Source organism: Thiovibrio sp. Mzg5, assembly GCF_055379285.1.
This window is the reverse complement of the sequence record NZ_AP022872.1, coordinates 2,706,523-2,722,151: the sequence shown is the minus strand read 5'-3', so window position 1 is coordinate 2,722,151 and position 15,629 is coordinate 2,706,523. Positions and strand designations below refer to the sequence as shown.

Sequence of the window (15,629 nt, the reverse complement as noted above, 5' to 3'; positions counted from 1 at the left end):
GTTGGCCTTCCTTCAATTTTTGCTGTCTTGCAGCAGCTGGAGCCTTGCGTCACAGGCCATTGGGGGATACCCCGAAAGCGCGCGAAAAATCTGCCCAGCAATAAAGCAGGCTATATTACCCAGAGCCATACGACATGTCAAACGTTTTCCCAAGATGGTTACTGATCCGAAGATTCCTTGTCAAGACCGAACAACTGCCGGACAAAGGCCAGTTTGATCGCAGGATTGTCGTGGGGAGCGCTGTTTTTCAGGAAAACCATGGGCTCATGCAGCAGCTTGTTGACAATGGCATTGGCCAGCATCTCCACCGACCGCCGCTCATTTTCCGACAGCGATTTCAGCGTGCTCAAGGTTTTCGCCACCTCGGCCTCACGGATACCGTTGGCCTTTTGCCTGATGGCCGTAATGGTGGGGGCCAGCTCCATGCCTTCCAGCCACTGCCCGAACTTGACCACCTCCTCGGCGACAATGCCTTCCGCCCGCAAGGCCTCCTTTTCCCGCTCCGCCTTGTTCACATCGACCACGTTTTTCAGATCATCGATATCGTAGAGGTAGACATTGTCCAGATCGTTGAGTTCCGGGTCAAGGTCGCGCGGCACCGCAATATCGATAAGAAAGAGCGGCCTGTTTTTCCGTTGCCGCATGAGCGGCTTCACCTGATCTTTGGTGAGAATGAGGTCGGTGGCGCCGGTGGAACTGACCAGAATATCAACCTCCGCCAGCTGGGTGGTCAACTCGGCTAAGCCCACGGCGGTGCCGTTAAACCGGTGGGCCAGCTTGACCGCCCGCTCCAAAGTCCGGTTGGCCACGATGACCCGGCCGATCCCCTGCCTGACCAGATGCTCGGCTGCCAACTCCGCCATCTCCCCGGCCCCCACCAGCAAAACAGACTTGTCCTGCAGGTTGCCGAGGATCTTTTTTGCCAGCTGTACTGCCGCGTAGCTGATGGAAACCGCGCTGCCGCCGATATTCGTTTCGGTGCGCACCCTTTTGGCCACGGAAAATGATTTGTGCAGCAGCCGGTTCAGGATGACGCCGGTTGTTTTCTGCTCCAGCGCTTCGCGGTAGGCCTGCTTCAATTGCCCCAGGATCTGGGGTTCTCCCACCACCATGGAATCAAGGCTTGCCGCCACATTATACAGATGTTCCACCGCATCCTTGCCCTGATACAGATAGCTGTACTGCTGGGCTTCGGCGTCGGCAAGACCGCTCTTGGCAAAAAGAAAACCGCGCACAGCCACCGCTGCCGCGGCAGGATCGCTGGCCACAAAAATAACCTCCACCCGGTTGCAGGTGGAGAGAAAACAGCACTCCTGGCAACCCTCGATGTCCATCAAGGTCAGCAGCGGCCCGGCGCAATCCCCGGAAAAGGCCAACTTCTCCCGCACCGCCACCGGAGCGGTCTTATGATTCACGCCGATGATGACGATGCTCTCAGCCAACATAGGAATGCACTCCCCCCAAGAGATAGGTCACACCCCAGAGGGTGAAAAGAACCGCACCAAACCCGACAATGGCCATGATTGCCGCCCGCCTGCGCCGCCAGCCCATGGTGAGCCGCTGGTGCAGGATGGCGGCATAGATCAGCCAGGTAATCAACGACCAGGTTTCCTTGGGGTCCCACTGCCAGTATGCCCCCCAAGCCTGCTTTGCCCAGACCGAGCCGGTAATGATCCCCAGGGTCAGCAGCAGAAAACCCAGAGCCAGGCAGTGCTGATTCAGACTGTCAAGGGCCTCCAGAGAGGGCAACCGGCTGTAGAATATCCCGAATTTTTTCTTCTTGATCTCCCGTTCCTGCAAGAGATACATAACCCCGCCGCAGAAAGCCAGGGCCATGAAACCGTTGGCCATGATGGCGATGCTGGCATGCACCGGAAGCCAGTTGCTTCTAAGAGCCGGGGGCAAGGGTGCCATCTCCTGGGAGGAAAAGGCGGCGATCAGCATCAGCAGGGAAACAAGCGGCGAAACAAAGACACCAAAGTTTTTCACCCGGTACCGCCACCAGAAAGATAAAAAGGCCCAGGTCATCGACCAGGCAAAGAAGGAAACCGCTTCATGGTTGCTGGTTAAAGGGGTGTGCCCGGCGGCGACATAGCGAACAATAAAATACACGGTATGCAGGATGCCGCCGGCGAGAAGAATCGCCCGGGCAACGGTCCGCACCTGTTTCTGTTGGGAAAGAAAATGGGCCACATACACCGCGGTGGCCAGAAGGTACAGGTACAGGGTGAGTTGAAAAAACAGGGTCATCGCGTCGCTCCTGAAAGTTGCTGGTATTCCTGCCGAGCGGCCTCAAGGCAGCCAAGGGGCACATCAGAGCCCAGAACTTCCTGAATATGCCCAGCAAGCTTCTGCCAGAGACCATCTTTAATCCACACCGCCATTGCAGGGTCGGCCAACCGGGCAAAAATCAGCTTATTTTCCGCATGCGGCCTGCCTTCGGCCAAAACAGTGTCCCGCAGCGTCCCAAGAATATTCACCAATACCCCATATTCTGGGCCAAACTGGACCTCCAAGGCCTGGCGCAACGCGCTGGCCAGGGCCGGACTTTTCCCCGCGGTGGAAACGGAAAAGGACAGGTCTCCCCGCCGGGCCGTGGCCGGAAGAATGAAGTTACACCATTTCGGCACATCCGCCACATTGAGCAGGATATTGCGCTCTTCTGCCTCGGCATGAATTCGCTCCTGCACAGCCGGGTCATCGGTGGCGGCAATGACCAAAAAAGCCCCGGCCAGATCCCCTTCCTGATACAGGCGAGGCAGCCAGCCAATCGTCCCGGCCCGTTGCAGGGCGGACAGCGCCTGGCTCAAATCGGGGCTGATCACTTTGACCAAAGCGCCATGGGACAGCAGCCCTTGCACCTTGCGCTCGCCAACCCGCCCGCCGCCGATGACCAGGCATTGCCGCCCGGCGATCTTGAGGCAGACCGGGAAATATTGAGAATTATCCGCGGCCAAGGATTTCCACCCGCACCCGTCCGGCAAGCGCTGCGGCAAAGCGGGTCGCATCGTCGGTGGTCCCGACAATGTCGGCATAATGCATGGGCACCGCGATCTTGGGCCCGATAGCGATAGCTGCCTGCGCCGCTTCCTCGGCGGTCATCACATAGGTGCCTGAAACAGGCAGCAGGGCAATATCCGCCTGGATATGATTCATCTCCGGAATATAATCGGTATCGCCCGCATGGTAGACCCGCACTCCGTCAACGGTGAGAATAAACCCCAACCAGTTGTTGGACTGGGGATGAAACTGCTTATTGGTGTTGTACGCGGGAACCGTCTCGATGGTAATGCCCTCCACCTCGCACCGCTCACCCGGAGCAAGGGTGACAATCTTTCCCTGAAGTCCCTTAAGCTTTGCCGCCGCCTGTGTTTCGGTAACAATAAGGGTGGAGGGCTGCTGGATCGGGAGTACATCGGCGGGAGAGCAGTGGTCGTAATGCTCATGGGAGATACAGATGATATCGGCAGGCGGCAGCCCCTGCCCAAGCTTGAAGGGATCGAAATAGATAATCTTGCCCCCGGCCCGCAGCAGAAAAGCGTCATGGCCGAGCCAGTGAAGATTTTTAAAAATTTTCTCTACCATAGCCCCTTCCATATTTTTACCCAATCCGCTCTATAATCAATTTGACACGTTCCGCAATCTATTATAGTCATAACCGTACAGTTTTCTTGCAGAACTTAACCCATTGCCCCCCATCCTTTCGGCCCAGGAGATCTTCCATGCCAGCAGGAACCTTTGCCGTTTCCACCTCGAAGGCCATGCAATTTTTTGACATCACCGCCCAGGTGCAAAAGGGTGTGACCGCAAGCGGCATTGTTGATGGCGTCTGCCATGTGTACAATCCGCATACCACCGCCGGGCTGACCATCAACGAAGGAGCAGACCCTGCGGTGCAGACCGATATCCTGACCGCCCTGCAAAAAATCGTGCCGACGAATCATCCCTACCAGCATCTGGAGGGCAATTCTCCCGCCCATGTCATGGCCTCGTTGGTCGGCAGCTCAGTAACAATCTTTATTGAAAATGGCCTTCTGCAACTTGGCACCTGGCAGAAAATCTTCTTCTGCGAGTTTGACGGCCCTCGCTCCCGCAAGGTCTTGTGGCGCATCGCCTAGCCGTTCTTGCCAAGTCGCACGGGGAAAAAAATCAGAACATCCCTTTGCGCAACAAATCCCGCTCCCGCAGACGCACATACTGGAGAAGCGTTTCCTCTTCTCCCTTGGTAAGGTCAAAAAGGATACCGTAACAATATTTTTTATTGTCTCCCCGGGTTGCCCGCATTACCTTTGCCTTACTGATGTTCATATAGGTGCCTGCACTCAGTCCGGTGCCGGCGCCGGGAAAAAACACCGACAGATCAAGGAGAATATCCCCCGGCTCAAGGGGAGCAAACCTGTCCGTGCTCACAAAAATGCCGTTGGCGCTGACATCAATGACCTGGAACCCCTGGCGCATTTCATTTTTATGCATGAACATGACCGTGCTGCCGTTGGGCACGCCAACCCGATAGTTGGTCCGACGCTGCAGGCGAAACAGGGTCGAGGGAAACTCGGTAAAGATGCTGCTTTCGGTGGTGCGGCTTACCCGGACCCGCACCTTGTTCCAGACCATGGTTTCGTCCTTGAACAGGATATGGATAATTTCCTGGGTTCCGGGCCAATCAATGGGCTTGTCAATCTCAAGCATCCGGTCATCGTAGCTGACGATGACCGTCTTGGGAGACTGATAGCCTTTATGCACCAGGGAAACGAGTTCCCTTTTTTCCCGTAGCCGGTCAAGAGCCATCCGGATCAGCTCCGGAGACTCGGTGGATTGCGTCCCGTTTTCCAGGGTTATCCATTGTCTTGACATTTTTCCATCACTCACTGCTTGTTAAAGCAATCATTTTTTTAACCAAAAATTACCGGAAGCTGCCATGGACACCAAAGAAACACCCCCCACTCCTCTGAAAGCAGCAAACATCTGCTTTGGCCTGAACCGGGAAACCGATGAGCGTTCCCTGGCTGCATTCCTGCAGCGATTCGCCGAGCCGACCTTCCTGCAGACCCTTATCCCCCGGCTGGAAGAAGGGGAAATCACCTCCCTCCTTGATTTTCTTTCCCGCCTGATGCATAAGCATTGTAGCGAAAAGGAGTATCACCGCCTGTTTCTCAAGGATTGATGGTATCGCAACAACTCCCAGCTCCTGTTGCGTGGTCGCAAGCAGGGGCGAACCCGTCATTTATACTCACAAAATAGCATATCATCAAGGAGAGCGCAAAGGTGAGCCAGAATATTATCAGAGATCTCCGGGCCTTTCTCGAAATACTGCGCCGGGAAGATTCCCTGCTCGAGGTTTCCGCCCCGGTTGACCCGCATCTGGAGATTGCCGAGATCCATCGGCGGGTCATCGCCCAGGGCGGTCCTGCCCTGCTGTTCACCAATGTCAAAGGCAGCAGTTTTCCGGTGGTCACCAACCTCTTCGGCACTGCCCGCAGGCTTGAGCTGGCCTTTGGCAAAAGTCCCCAACAATTCGTGGCCGATCTGGTCAGGACGGCGGAAACCCTGATGCCGCCAAGCCTTGGCAAGATCTGGGAGATGCGCTCCCTGCTCAGCCAGGCCACCAAGGTGGGCTTAAAAAAGGTCCCGGCGGCCAAGGCCCCCATCCTGGAGGTCTGCCAGACCCCGGCCCGGCTGAGCGAGCTGCCCCTGCTCACCTCCTGGGCCACGGACGGCGGCGCCTTTGTCACCCTGCCTCTGGTCTACACCGAGCACCCGGACGGCCGGGGCCACAACCTGGGCATGTACCGCATCCAGCGTTACGACGACCACACCACCGGCGTCCACTGGCAGATCCACAAGGGCGGCGGCTACCATTACCATGCCGCGGAAAGCCGCAACGAAGCGTTGCCCATGACCCTGTTCATCGGCGGGCCGCCGGCCCTGATGCTGGCAGCCATTGCCCCCTTGCCGGAAAACATCCCGGAGCTGATGCTCGCCTCCCTGCTGCTTGGCGAAAAGCTGCCCATTACCCGCGATCCGGCCGGCGGCCACCCTCTGGTTGCCCACGCCGAATTCGCGGCCAAGGGCTTTGTCCCGCCCCATATGCGGCGGCCCGAAGGCCCCTTTGGCGACCATTACGGCTACAACTCCCTCACCCACGACTACCCGGTTTTCCACGTGGAACGGCTCTACCATCGCCGCGACGCCATCTATCCGGCCACGGTGGTGGGCCGCCCCCGGCAGGAGGATTTTTACATCGGCGACTATCTCCAGGATTTGCTCTCTCCGCTCTTTCCCCTGGTAATGAACGGGGTGCGCCAGCTCAAGACCTTCGGCGAGACCGGCTTCCACTGCCTGGCCGCGGCCAAGGTCACCAACCGCTACCCCCGCGAGGCCTTTGCCTCGGGCCTGCGCATCCTGGGCGAAGGCCAGCTCTCGCTCACCAAATTCCTGATCCTCACCGACGGCGACATCGAGGTCACGGACTTCAAACGGCTGTGGGTCCATGTGCTGGAGCGGATCAACTGGCAAACCGATCTCTTCGTCTTTGCCAATGTCTCCCAGGACACCCTGGATTACACCGGCCCCTCGGTGAACAATGGCTCCAAGGCCATGATGATGGGGCTTGGCAAGGAACCCCGCCGCATCCTGCCCGAATCCTTCCACGGCCAACTGCCCCAGGGCTGCGACCGGGCAGAGGTCTTTCTCCCCGGCACCCTGGTGGTTGAAGGGGAGAGCTTTGGTGCGCAGCAGGATCTTCCCGCCCGCCTGGCCCACTGCCCGGCGCTGGCCGACTGGCAGGTGGTCGTGCTGGTTGACGATGCCCAGGCAGCCACGGAAAATCTCCAGGAATTTCTCTGGACCGTTTTCACCCGCTTCGAACCGGCCGCAGATATCCATGCGGCCGCCACCGAATTACGCCGCTTCCACCCCACCCTGACCCCGCCCATCATCTTTGACTGCCGCCTGAAGCCCTGGTACCCGGAGGTTCTTGCGGTGGATGAAAAAACCCGTCGCCTGGTGGACGAAAAAATTAACGATATCCTGCCGCCCCGCTTTCGCTGAGCAAAGAAATTTTTTCCCATCTTTCTCTTAAAGATTGACGACCCTTCTGCCGAATAGCTATGGTATAGGAAAGGCAATCAATACGCATGGGGAGTTCATCATGAAGATCACCACGATTACTCCTGGCCAGCAGGATGTTTCAACCCTCGGCAAGGGCTCCGCCTCGGCCACGGGTCCCTCTTTTCAGGAGATCCTCGCCAATGAACTGGCCGCGGCCAAGAGTACGGCTACCCCAGCCATGGCCGCCGCTTCTGCCACCGCGCCAATCCCGGCAGCACTCCGGCTGGACGGCCTTACCCTGACGGAAGACACTATCAGCACCCTGGAAAAATTCAGCACCGCCTTGGGCAACCCTGCTTTTTCCGCCCAGGATCTTGAACCCTTTGCCGCTGCCCTTGAAGATGAAACCGCAGCCCTGGTCAGTCTGAAAAATCAGCTCCCAGGAAACAACCCTCTCTCCTCCCTGCTTGAGCGGGTGGCCACCGCCTCGTATGTCGAGGCCGCCAAGCTGAGACGCGGCGACTACCATGCCTGAAGCGCTTTCCCCCCACCCGGAACATCCCGCCCTTAAACGCCTGTTGTCTTACCGCCCCCTTGCCGCGCCCTTCTGCGCCTGATCCCCAAAGCACATTTCCATGCCCGAAGAACGGCTGCAAAAAATCCTGGCCCATGCCGGCCTCGCCTCCCGCCGCAATGCCGAAGAGCTGATCCGCCAAGGAAAAGTGACGGTGGACGGTAAGGTTGTCACCGAAATGGGCGTTCGGGTTGACCCGGACAAACAGGTGGTTGCCTTTGAGGGGCGCCCGCTGCGCCAGGAGGAAGAAAAAATATATCTCCTGCTCAACAAACCCCGGGGCTATGTCACCACCCTCAGCGACCCACAGGGCAGGCCCATTGTCTCCTCCCTGCTCACCGGCATCACCAGCCGGGTCTTTCCCGTGGGCCGCCTTGATTTCGATACGGAAGGCGCGCTCATCCTGACCAATGACGGCGATTTTGCCGAACGCATTCTCCACCCGCGTTTTGAAATAGAGCGAACATACCAGGCTGAAGTGCGCGGCCTGCCAACTGGGGAAAAAATCCGCCTGCTCGAGGAGGGATTCGAGCTGGAGGGGAAAAAAACCTGGCCCGCCAAGGTCAAGATCATTGCCAAGGAACCCGCGACAACCACTCTGGAAATCACCATCCACGAGGGCCGCAAACGGCAGGTCCGCATGATGTTTGCGGCCATCGGCCACCGGGTTCTCGCGCTCAAGCGCATCGCCTACGGAGGCCTGCGGCTTGGCGCCTTGCCGACCGGCAAATACCGGCGACTTACCCCTGCGGATCTCGCCCTTATTGTCTCTTAAAAAAAATCCTCTTTACAATTGAATACTTAGCTGTTTAAGATGTTTTATCTTGCTGTATTTAATCTTGTTTTTTTAACGGTAGCACATCGGAGAAGGACGATGAACAAATCGGAGTTGATCGAAGCACTTGCGGAAGAGATGCATGTTCCCTTACGGGACGCAAGCTCAGCCGTGACCACCATCCTTGAGGCCATGGGCGATGCCCTGGCAAATGGCGAGAGCATAGAAATCCGGGGTTTTGGCAGTTTTGTGGTCAAGGAGTACGACTCATATTACGGTCGCAATCCGAAAACCGGAGAGAAAATCAAGGTCAAGCCGAAAAAACTTCCCTTTTTCAAGGTCGGCAAGGAACTGAAGGAACGGGTCAACGAATCGGCTGATTAATCGTCGCCTTCCTCCTGCCCTGGCTCTACAATCTCGCCGACAAGATCATAGGGGTGGGCCTCGGTGATCAGCACATCCACAATATCCCCCGGCTTGCCAACCCCCGCATTGATATACACACAGCCATCTATCTCCGGGGCCTGAAAACGGGTCCGCCCTTCCAGCAAAAGATCGGTTTCCCGGCTCCAGCCTTCGACCAGCACCTTTTCCACCTTGCCAACCATGGCCTGGTTCCTAACAAGAGAAATCCCGCTCTGCAGCTCCATGAGCCGCTGACGGCGCTCGCTTTTCTCCTCTTCGGTGCAGTGTCCGGGAAGATTGTAAGCGGCGCAACCCTCTTCGTTTGAGTAGCCGAAGATTCCGACATGCGCCAGTTGCTGCGCCTCCATGAAATCGGCGAGTTGCTGCACATCCTCTTCGGTCTCCCCTGGGAAACCCACCATGAAGGTGGTTCGGATAGCGGCCTGGGGCAGAATCGAACGAATCCGCGCCAGGAGCGCCTCGATCTGCCGGCGGCCATAGGGACGGTTCATCCCCTTCAACACGGAATCCGAGACATGCTGGAGCGGAATATCCAGATAGGGAACAATCCGGGGATTGGCGGCCATGAACTCAAGAAGCTCGGCATTGACCCGAGTGGGATACAGATAGAGCAGGCGGAACCAGGGGATATCACTGGCCGCCAGCAGGGCGCGCAACAACTCCACCAGATGCGGGGCGCCCTGGCCAAGGTCATGGCCATAGGCGGTAAGATCCTGGGCCACCAAGGTCAGCTCTTGCACCCCGTTTTCCGCCAACATCTCCACCTCATTCACCAGGTCGGCAAGATGCCGGCTGCGTAGCTCGCCGCGCAGGGAGGGAATCAGGCAATAGGCACACCGGTTGGCGCAGCCCTCGGTCACTTTCATATAGGCCCGGTGCGCCGGAGAAGAAAGCTTTCGCGGCATGGTGGAATCTTGTAGAAAAGTGGGCGGGGCAATATGCACCTGCGGTTTTTCTGCCTCGGCAAGCTCCTGCACTCTGCTTACAATATCCTGGGTTCCCTCGGTGCCGATGAAGAGATCGACCTCCGGCAGCTCGCTAGCAAGATCAGCGCCGTAGCGTTGCACCATGCAGCCGACCACCACCAGCTTTTTTTCAGGCCTGCGCTCCTTGACCTCCGCCAGGGTCAGGATCTCTTCGATCCCCTCCTCCACCGCGGACTGAATGAAGCCGCAGGTATTGACCAACAGAAGATCCGCCTCTTCCGCCTCCTCGCAGGGAACGAAACCAGCCTCGACAAGCAGGCCAAGCATGAGTTCCGTATCCACCAAATTTTTGGGACAGCCTAGACTGACAGTAAAAACGGTACGCATCATCGCCTCAATAGTTTTTTTTATGCTGCAGCCAGACCGCCAACACAGCGCACAAGTTCAGTCACCAACCCCTGTGAACGCTTACGAAATTCCTTGCTCTGAAAAGAGGGCTGCCAGGGGTTCTGCCATAACAGGTCCGAAACCATCAGAACTGCCGCCAGCTCAACCCGACGAAAGGCCGCAACCTGCATCAACGCGGAACACTCCATGTCCACGGCAAGAATACCATCCTTGCCATAACGGACAACCTTTTCCCTGGTCTCACGGTACAGGGCATCGGTGGTCCAGATCGGCCCCTCCCTGAGTTCCTTGCCCGTGTCGGCAAAAAATTCCTTCAGATCCTTGCGCAACCGGGGAGAGGATTCGCTCTTGCCCGCCATGGGGTAATGGCCGGAGGTTCCCTCCTCGCTGACACCCCAGGTCGGCAGCACCAGTTCGCCCACGCCAAGATCCGGCTGGAGCGAGCCGCACCAACCGCAGACGATGATCCGTTTGGCCCCAAGAGCGATGAGCTTTTCCAGACAGATCACCGCCATGGGCGCGCCAACCGCAGGCCCCGCCCAGAACATGGGGGGCGATTCGGAGAGATGGAGGTTGCTGTGAAAAAGAAAATGCCGGGTCCAACCTGCCTGGCCTGAAATCTGCGTTGCCTGCCGGGTCTCGGAGGGATTCACCAACAAAATCCCACAGGGTGGGAGGTGTGGCTCGTTTTTGCTACGACAGGGCTGGACAACAACTTCGCTCATGACCGGAGGCCCCCAGAAAACGGAAAAGGCCGCAGGGTTTCCCCTGCGGCCTTACAAACCAAAAATATCGCGAAAAAATTACTTCAACAGCGGATTCGCGAACAGCAGGATCAGGGAGATAACCAGACCGTAAATGGTCAGAGACTCGATCAGAGCCAGACCGATGATCATGGTTACGGTGATCTTGCCGGAAGCCTCGGGGTTACGAGCGATACCGGAGCAAGCGCCGCCGATACCTGCGCCCATGCCGATACCGCAACCGAGCGCAGCAACGCCAACGGACAGCGCGGCAGCAAGGCAGATCAGGGCAAGGTTTGCACCGGAAGCTGCGGTGGTAGCCGCCTCAGCACCAGCCTCAGAAGCCATGGCCACGGTGGCCAGAGCCAAAACCATCAATACGGACAAAATTCCTGCTTTCTTCATCGTACTTCCTCCAAAAAATTTTTTATAATTGGCCTTCTTCATTAGTTCACAAGGACCCGGATACACTCATTAATGGGCATGCTCCATGGCGGCGGAAAAATAGAGAATCGAGAGCAGCAGAAAAACCAGCGCCTGCACGATGGAAACAAACACACCCAAGCACAGAATTGGCAGCGGGGCAAAGTAAGCGCCCGCCAGCATGAACAGGATGCCCAGCAAGGTCTCCTTGGCCATGATGTTACCGAACAGACGAATGGAGAGCGAAAGAATACGGGCGAAATGGCTGATAAGCTCGATGGGGAGCATGAGGGGAATCAGCCAGGGAATGGGCCCGAGGAAATGCTTGATATAACCAATGCCGTGGAACTTAATGCCCAGAATATGTGTGGTAAAAAACACAATCAGGGTGCAGGCCAGAGTGATGTTGAGATTGGAGGTCGGAGACATGAATCCCGGCATCAGGCCGATCATGTTCGCCACCAGAATGTAGAGGGCAAAGGTGGCCAGCATGGGGAACATCATCCGCGCCCCTTCCTTGCCCATGTTGTCCGCCATGAATCCCTCAAGGCCGCCGATGATGACCTCCCAAAAATTCTGGCCCTTGCCCGGCACCAGGGACATCTTGCCCAGGGTCAGCTTCGGAACGATGATCAAAAAGAGCATGACCAACCAGGTGTAGGTCATGTGCGGAGAAACCAGCTTGGCCAGCAAGGTGTCCCCAACCGGACCGTGGGGAACAGGCAGCCCCAGATGTTGCAGAATCAACGAGATAAATAGTATTGGATGTTCCATGGACCGTACGACCCTCCTTAACCTTGTACTACTTTGTCGAATAAATACTTCTTGCTGCGACCATAACGGCAAGCCCGATACCCAAGAGCACGGTGGACAGGCCAACCAGCAGTGCGGGAGTGTGAACCAACCGGAACCTGACCAGAAGGAAAAGCACCCCCACGACCACAAACAGACGCAGATAATATCGCATAAAGAACAACGGTTTGACCGCCTCAAGCGGTCCAGCCAGCAATTTGAGCAGATCCCGTTTTAAAAACAGGAAGCTCACGTTGGCAATCGCTCCGCCGATAAAAACGGAGCGGGCATGAAACCCTGAATACCCCAACCAGGCCAAACCGGTGAGCACCCCCAGCAACAGCCAACTCCAGACCATGACCTTGCCGAGCGACATCTCGCCCGGTGATGCGGGAGAACCACTGGCCGCCATCAGAGATCCTTGCGGCTGGCCATGTCATAGAGGTTTTTAAACGCCGCCGCCACCCCGAACCCGAGAAAAATCAGGGTCAACCAGGGCGAGGTTCTGCCGTCAAACACCTTATGATCCAGATAATAACCGATGCCGACTCCGATAAAGATGGAGAAGGCCACGGACATGCCAACGGTGCTGAACTGGGCCAGCAACCGCAGTGTATCCTTTCGGTTATTGGACATCTTCAGCCCCTGTGCCGTTGCTCTGGCAGAGAATCCATCGATTTACGACCGATAGGATTACTATCATTGCCTCCCCCCAAAGTCAACGGCTTTTTTCTCATTTGGCCAACTTTTTGAATGAGCATTCAGTTTTCTCCAGCGCCATGGCCAGCTCGGCTTCGCTCTGGGCTCCCGAGATAAAAAGGGCCTCGAACTGGGAGGGCGCAAGCCAGATTCCCTGGGCCTGCATCTGCCGGAAATGCTGGCCATATCTGGCGGTATCCGCCTGCATGGCGGAGTCGAAATCCACCACCGGCCCGGCAGTAAAGAAAGCGGTCATCATGGAGCCCACCCGATTCAGGGTGGTCTGGCCGGGCAGGTATTTTTCCGCAAGCATGGTCAGACTCTGGGCAAAGCGGGCCGCCTTCTCCTCCAGGGCGGCATAAAAACCGGGCTGGGCCAATTGCCGCATGGTGGCAGCGCCCGCTGCCATGGCCAGGGGATTGCCGGAGAGGGTTCCGGCCTGATACACCGGGCCCACAGGAGAGATGGTGTCCATCAGTTCTTTTTTGCCGCCATAGGCCCCAACCGGCAAGCCGCCGCCGATGATCTTGCCCAGACAGGTGAGGTCCGGCATAACGCCATAGTATTCCTGCGCTCCGCCCAGAGCCAGACGCAGGCCGGTGATGACCTCGTCGAAGATCAGGACAATGCCCAGTTCCGTAGTCAGGGCGCGCAGCTTTTGCAGAAATCCCGGCTGGGGCGCGACAACCCCCATGTTCCCGGCCACCGCCTCGATGATCACACAGGCGATATCCAGTTTTTCATCCCGCAGGGTCTTTTCCAATATCTCCACGTTATTATAAGGAATGGATACCGTGTTCTTGACAATATCCTCAGGCACCCCGGGGCTGCCGGGAATACCGAGGGTGATCACCCCGGAGCCTGCCTTGACCAAGAAACTATCGGCATGGCCATGGTAGCAGCCGTCAAACTTCACCACCACATTACGACCGGTGTAACCCCGAGCCAACCGGATGGCGCTCATGGTCGCCTCGGTGCCCGAGCTGACGAAGCGCACTTTTTCCACCGAGGGCAGCGCCTTGATCACCAGCTCGGCCAGTTCAATCTCCAGAGGGCAGGGGGCGCCAAAGCTGGTGCCGTCTTGCAGGGTTTTTTCAATGGCCTCGACCACGGCCGGGTGATTATGCCCAAGGATCATCGGCCCCCAGGAGCAGACAAAATCCAAAAACTCATTGCCATCCACATCATAAATTTTGGAACCGGCAGCTCTTTGAACAAAAAGGGGCTCGCAGCCCACGGATTTACAGGCCCGCACCGGGCTGTTCACTCCGCCGGGAATAAGCTGCTGCGCCTTTACAAACATGGTATGCGACAGGTCGGTCTTCATGCTCCTGGCCTCCTTGACTTCTCAATAGTTGCTGGTTCCGCACAACAAAAAAACGCGGACACCTGTCAATGACAATGCTACACCACCTGCGACAGGCACTTCCTGTCTCCGGCGAGCGGAAAATATAGCAGGCTGCTGCCACGCTGTCAAAATTCTTTCAAGGACAAAAAAAACACCGCGCCCAAAAACCCTTTGCTTTTCAGCATCCTTTCCCTTGACACGACAAAGCGGTTCATAGCAATATGAGGGGCAGAAGCAAGCAATCATAATGATTATTCTACCAGCAGAACCATGCCAGGAGGCGCCATGGAAATACATGACCCGAATCTTCATCTGAAACTTATGGAAATGTGCGACTGTTATCTCGGCACAGACTATGCCGCCACCATCCAGAAGGTCGCGGACGCCCCCTCCGCCGACACCCAGGAAGACGCCCTCCGTTATCTGGCGCTGGCCCTGCTTTTCACTCTGACCGAACAGGCCCGGCAGCTTTCCTTCAAACGAAAAAAAGACAAGATTACCGTCACCATCAAGCACGAGGATGAAAAGATCGCCCTGCGCCCGCCGACAAAACCTGTTTTCGACAGGATCATCGCCATTATGCGCACCATCCTCCATCTGGATGAAGACAAGGGGGGGTTGCCGCTGACCCTTGGGCTTAAAAATGACCAGATCGAGGTCCAGGTAAAGGTCGAACGCACCGCGGACAAGGAAACCCTCAAGGTGAAATTTCCCGAATTGGGCTAACCGCTTCGGTCCACCCTGCCGACAAGAAGCTGCAAGCGGAAAACCTTCGGCGAATCGCCTTCGGATTTTTTTCCGCTACCACCCAACGCCGCTCTGCCCTATCAAGGCGCAACAACTGACTGTTTTGCCTTGACAATCTTGGCAATGCCAATAAATAATCAAACATCTCCTGCATATTCGCACGTCTTTGGGAGCAGGCTCTTTTTCAGGCTTTTTTTTGCCTCCCAGCAGCACATGACCATAAGGAGCCGGTGATGACCAAGAAAAAAAGCGGACCCGAAGAAACAACGCCCTGGGAGCTTGCGGACCTGCCTGTCGCTCCAGCCGGCGCCAAACCTGCGGATGCCGATCTCCAAAAAATCATCCGCAAGAACTATCGCGAACCCATTCTCGAAGATGATACGGTCTGCGCCGAAATCGATGGCCGCACCCACCGGGTCTGCGATGTCGGCAATCGCGGCCTGGGCCTCATCGTCCCCTCCCTCGGCGGTTTTCTGGCAGGTGCGACATGCAGCGTCACGCTGCATGTCGGCGACAACACCATTGCCCTCCGGGGAAAAGTCACCCATACCTCTCCCAGCGAAACCTCCGGCGAGTGCCACTGCGGCATCGAGTTCATCGACCTGAGCAAAAAGGACGAGCAGACCCTCCAGCATTTTCTGACCACCCACCACGCCAGAATCTTTGGTGGGACAAGCCGCCCTGCCGATCTTGGCCTGGATTGAACCACAACCTCATC

Annotated in this window: 20 protein-coding genes; 8 read left to right on the top strand and 12 right to left on the bottom strand. The window is 57.0% G+C overall.

What is annotated here, in order from left to right:
* Window positions 1–158: 158 nt before the first annotated feature.
* Genes hemA through ACZ46D_RS12625 form a run of 4 tightly spaced genes read right to left on the bottom strand, consistent with a single transcriptional unit; the run spans window position 159 to window position 3,585 of the window.
* Window positions 159–1,445 (bottom strand): glutamyl-tRNA reductase, encoded by a 1,287-nt coding sequence (gene hemA / locus ACZ46D_RS12640; protein ID WP_464927796.1) that lies wholly within the window; start codon window positions 1,443–1,445, stop codon window positions 159–161.
* Window positions 1,435–2,250, bottom strand: coding sequence for a c-type cytochrome biogenesis protein CcsB (gene ccsB / locus ACZ46D_RS12635; protein ID WP_464927795.1), 816 nt, complete (start codon window positions 2,248–2,250; stop codon window positions 1,435–1,437). Before ccsB ends, hemA begins: the two co-directional genes overlap by 11 nt.
* Window positions 2,247–2,957, bottom strand: coding sequence for a precorrin-2 dehydrogenase/sirohydrochlorin ferrochelatase family protein (locus ACZ46D_RS12630; RefSeq protein ID WP_464927794.1), 711 nt, complete (start codon window positions 2,955–2,957; stop codon window positions 2,247–2,249). Before ACZ46D_RS12630 ends, ccsB begins: the two co-directional genes overlap by 4 nt.
* The gene (locus ACZ46D_RS12625; protein ID WP_464927793.1) at window positions 2,944–3,585 is read right to left on the bottom strand and encodes an MBL fold metallo-hydrolase; all 642 of its coding nucleotides are present in this window, start codon (window positions 3,583–3,585) and stop codon (window positions 2,944–2,946) included. Before ACZ46D_RS12625 ends, ACZ46D_RS12630 begins: the two co-directional genes overlap by 14 nt.
* Before the next feature lie 137 nt (window positions 3,586–3,722).
* Between ACZ46D_RS12625 and ACZ46D_RS12620 the strand changes: the two genes are divergently transcribed.
* The gene (locus ACZ46D_RS12620; protein WP_464927792.1) at window positions 3,723–4,118 is read left to right on the top strand and encodes a secondary thiamine-phosphate synthase enzyme YjbQ; all 396 of its coding nucleotides are present in this window, start codon (window positions 3,723–3,725) and stop codon (window positions 4,116–4,118) included.
* Window positions 4,119–4,149: 31 nt separating this feature from the next.
* Here ACZ46D_RS12620 and ACZ46D_RS12615 read toward each other — a convergent pair whose 3' ends face one another.
* On the bottom strand, window positions 4,150–4,854 hold the full coding sequence (locus ACZ46D_RS12615; protein ID WP_464927791.1) for a flagellar brake protein: 705 nt from the start codon (window positions 4,852–4,854) through the stop codon (window positions 4,150–4,152).
* 64 nt (window positions 4,855–4,918) lie between these two features.
* Between ACZ46D_RS12615 and ACZ46D_RS12610 the strand changes: the two genes are divergently transcribed.
* The 5 genes from ACZ46D_RS12610 (at window position 4,919) to ACZ46D_RS12590 (ending at window position 8,783) form a co-directional block, all read left to right on the top strand.
* On the top strand, window positions 4,919–5,164 hold the full coding sequence (locus ACZ46D_RS12610) for a hypothetical protein (RefSeq protein ID WP_464927790.1): 246 nt from the start codon (window positions 4,919–4,921) through the stop codon (window positions 5,162–5,164).
* A 101-nt stretch (window positions 5,165–5,265) separates the two neighbouring features.
* Entirely contained in the window at window positions 5,266–7,050 is a 1,785-nt protein-coding gene (locus tag ACZ46D_RS12605) for a UbiD family decarboxylase (RefSeq protein WP_464927789.1), read from the top strand.
* A 100-nt stretch (window positions 7,051–7,150) separates the two neighbouring features.
* Window positions 7,151–7,585: a hypothetical protein gene (locus tag ACZ46D_RS12600; protein WP_464927788.1), complete on the top strand. Its 435-nt coding sequence runs from the start codon at window positions 7,151–7,153 to the stop codon at window positions 7,583–7,585.
* Between the two features lie 100 nt (window positions 7,586–7,685).
* Window positions 7,686–8,399 carry a pseudouridine synthase gene (locus ACZ46D_RS12595; RefSeq protein WP_464927787.1) on the top strand — a complete coding sequence of 238 codons (714 nt, stop codon included), beginning with the start codon at window positions 7,686–7,688 and terminating at the stop codon, window positions 8,397–8,399.
* A gap of 99 nt (window positions 8,400–8,498) precedes the next feature.
* Window positions 8,499–8,783, top strand: coding sequence for an integration host factor subunit beta (locus tag ACZ46D_RS12590; protein ID WP_464927786.1), 285 nt, complete (start codon window positions 8,499–8,501; stop codon window positions 8,781–8,783).
* On the opposite strand, the gene rimO is transcribed toward ACZ46D_RS12590, so the two are convergent.
* The 7 genes from rimO to hemL all read right to left on the bottom strand — a co-directional run bounded on the left by rimO (window position 8,780) and on the right by hemL (window position 14,143).
* Window positions 8,780–10,138 carry a 30S ribosomal protein S12 methylthiotransferase RimO gene (gene rimO / locus ACZ46D_RS12585; RefSeq protein WP_464929288.1) on the bottom strand — a complete coding sequence of 453 codons (1,359 nt, stop codon included), beginning with the start codon at window positions 10,136–10,138 and terminating at the stop codon, window positions 8,780–8,782. The genes ACZ46D_RS12590 and rimO overlap by 4 nt on opposite strands.
* A gap of 20 nt (window positions 10,139–10,158) precedes the next feature.
* Window positions 10,159–10,812 (bottom strand): nucleoside phosphorylase, encoded by a 654-nt coding sequence (locus ACZ46D_RS12580; RefSeq protein WP_464927785.1) that lies wholly within the window; start codon window positions 10,810–10,812, stop codon window positions 10,159–10,161.
* Between the two features lie 150 nt (window positions 10,813–10,962).
* A complete protein-coding gene (atpE, locus tag ACZ46D_RS12575; RefSeq protein ID WP_464927784.1) occupies window positions 10,963–11,307 on the bottom strand; it encodes an ATP synthase F0 subunit C in 345 nt (114 codons plus the stop codon).
* A gap of 69 nt (window positions 11,308–11,376) precedes the next feature.
* Window positions 11,377–12,099, bottom strand: coding sequence for a F0F1 ATP synthase subunit A (gene atpB / locus ACZ46D_RS12570; protein WP_464927783.1), 723 nt, complete (start codon window positions 12,097–12,099; stop codon window positions 11,377–11,379).
* Window positions 12,100–12,127: 28 nt separating this feature from the next.
* Entirely contained in the window at window positions 12,128–12,529 is a 402-nt protein-coding gene (locus tag ACZ46D_RS12565; RefSeq protein ID WP_464927782.1) for an ATP synthase subunit I, read from the bottom strand.
* Window positions 12,529–12,753, bottom strand: a complete 225-nt coding sequence (locus tag ACZ46D_RS12560) for an AtpZ/AtpI family protein (RefSeq protein WP_464927781.1) — start codon at window positions 12,751–12,753, stop codon at window positions 12,529–12,531. The genes ACZ46D_RS12565 and ACZ46D_RS12560 overlap by 1 nt, the downstream gene beginning before the upstream one ends.
* 97 nt (window positions 12,754–12,850) lie before the next feature.
* Window positions 12,851–14,143, bottom strand: a complete 1,293-nt coding sequence (gene hemL, locus ACZ46D_RS12555) for a glutamate-1-semialdehyde 2,1-aminomutase (protein WP_464927780.1) — start codon at window positions 14,141–14,143, stop codon at window positions 12,851–12,853.
* A gap of 306 nt (window positions 14,144–14,449) precedes the next feature.
* Here hemL and ACZ46D_RS12550 point away from each other — a divergent pair, with 306 nt between their 5' ends.
* A complete protein-coding gene (locus ACZ46D_RS12550) occupies window positions 14,450–14,890 on the top strand; it encodes a hypothetical protein (protein ID WP_464927779.1) in 441 nt (146 codons plus the stop codon).
* 254 nt (window positions 14,891–15,144) lie between these two features.
* Complete coding sequence (locus tag ACZ46D_RS12545) at window positions 15,145–15,615, top strand: PilZ domain-containing protein (protein ID WP_464927778.1); 471 nt, start codon at window positions 15,145–15,147, stop codon at window positions 15,613–15,615.
* Window positions 15,616–15,629 lie beyond the last annotated feature (14 nt).

Excerpts from the sequence above, each read along its gene's own strand:
- ACZ46D_RS12565 (WP_464927782.1), bottom strand. The coding sequence starts at position 12,529 with ATGGCGGCCAGTGGTTCTCCCGCATCACCGGGCGAGATGTCGCTCGGC.
- hemL (WP_464927780.1), bottom strand. The coding sequence starts at position 14,143 with ATGAAGACCGACCTGTCGCATACCATGTTTGTAAAGGCGCAGCAGCTT.
- ACZ46D_RS12560 (WP_464927781.1), bottom strand. The coding sequence starts at position 12,753 with ATGTCCAATAACCGAAAGGATACACTGCGGTTGCTGGCCCAGTTCAGC.
- ACZ46D_RS12590 (WP_464927786.1), top strand. The coding sequence starts at position 8,499 with ATGAACAAATCGGAGTTGATCGAAGCACTTGCGGAAGAGATGCATGTT.
- ccsB (WP_464927795.1), bottom strand. The coding sequence starts at position 2,250 with ATGACCCTGTTTTTTCAACTCACCCTGTACCTGTACCTTCTGGCCACC.
- ACZ46D_RS12620 (WP_464927792.1), top strand. The coding sequence starts at position 3,723 with ATGCCAGCAGGAACCTTTGCCGTTTCCACCTCGAAGGCCATGCAATTT.
- ACZ46D_RS12550 (WP_464927779.1), top strand. The coding sequence starts at position 14,450 with ATGGAAATACATGACCCGAATCTTCATCTGAAACTTATGGAAATGTGC.
- ACZ46D_RS12545 (WP_464927778.1), top strand. The coding sequence starts at position 15,145 with ATGACCAAGAAAAAAAGCGGACCCGAAGAAACAACGCCCTGGGAGCTT.
- rimO (WP_464929288.1), bottom strand. The coding sequence starts at position 10,138 with ATGCGTACCGTTTTTACTGTCAGTCTAGGCTGTCCCAAAAATTTGGTG.
- ACZ46D_RS12600 (WP_464927788.1), top strand. The coding sequence starts at position 7,151 with ATGAAGATCACCACGATTACTCCTGGCCAGCAGGATGTTTCAACCCTC.
- ACZ46D_RS12615 (WP_464927791.1), bottom strand. The coding sequence starts at position 4,854 with ATGTCAAGACAATGGATAACCCTGGAAAACGGGACGCAATCCACCGAG.
- ACZ46D_RS12625 (WP_464927793.1), bottom strand. The coding sequence starts at position 3,585 with ATGGTAGAGAAAATTTTTAAAAATCTTCACTGGCTCGGCCATGACGCT.
- atpB (WP_464927783.1), bottom strand. The coding sequence starts at position 12,099 with ATGGAACATCCAATACTATTTATCTCGTTGATTCTGCAACATCTGGGG.
- atpE (WP_464927784.1), bottom strand. The coding sequence starts at position 11,307 with ATGAAGAAAGCAGGAATTTTGTCCGTATTGATGGTTTTGGCTCTGGCC.
- ACZ46D_RS12595 (WP_464927787.1), top strand. The coding sequence starts at position 7,686 with ATGCCCGAAGAACGGCTGCAAAAAATCCTGGCCCATGCCGGCCTCGCC.
- hemA (WP_464927796.1), bottom strand. The coding sequence starts at position 1,445 with ATGTTGGCTGAGAGCATCGTCATCATCGGCGTGAATCATAAGACCGCT.
- ACZ46D_RS12610 (WP_464927790.1), top strand. The coding sequence starts at position 4,919 with ATGGACACCAAAGAAACACCCCCCACTCCTCTGAAAGCAGCAAACATC.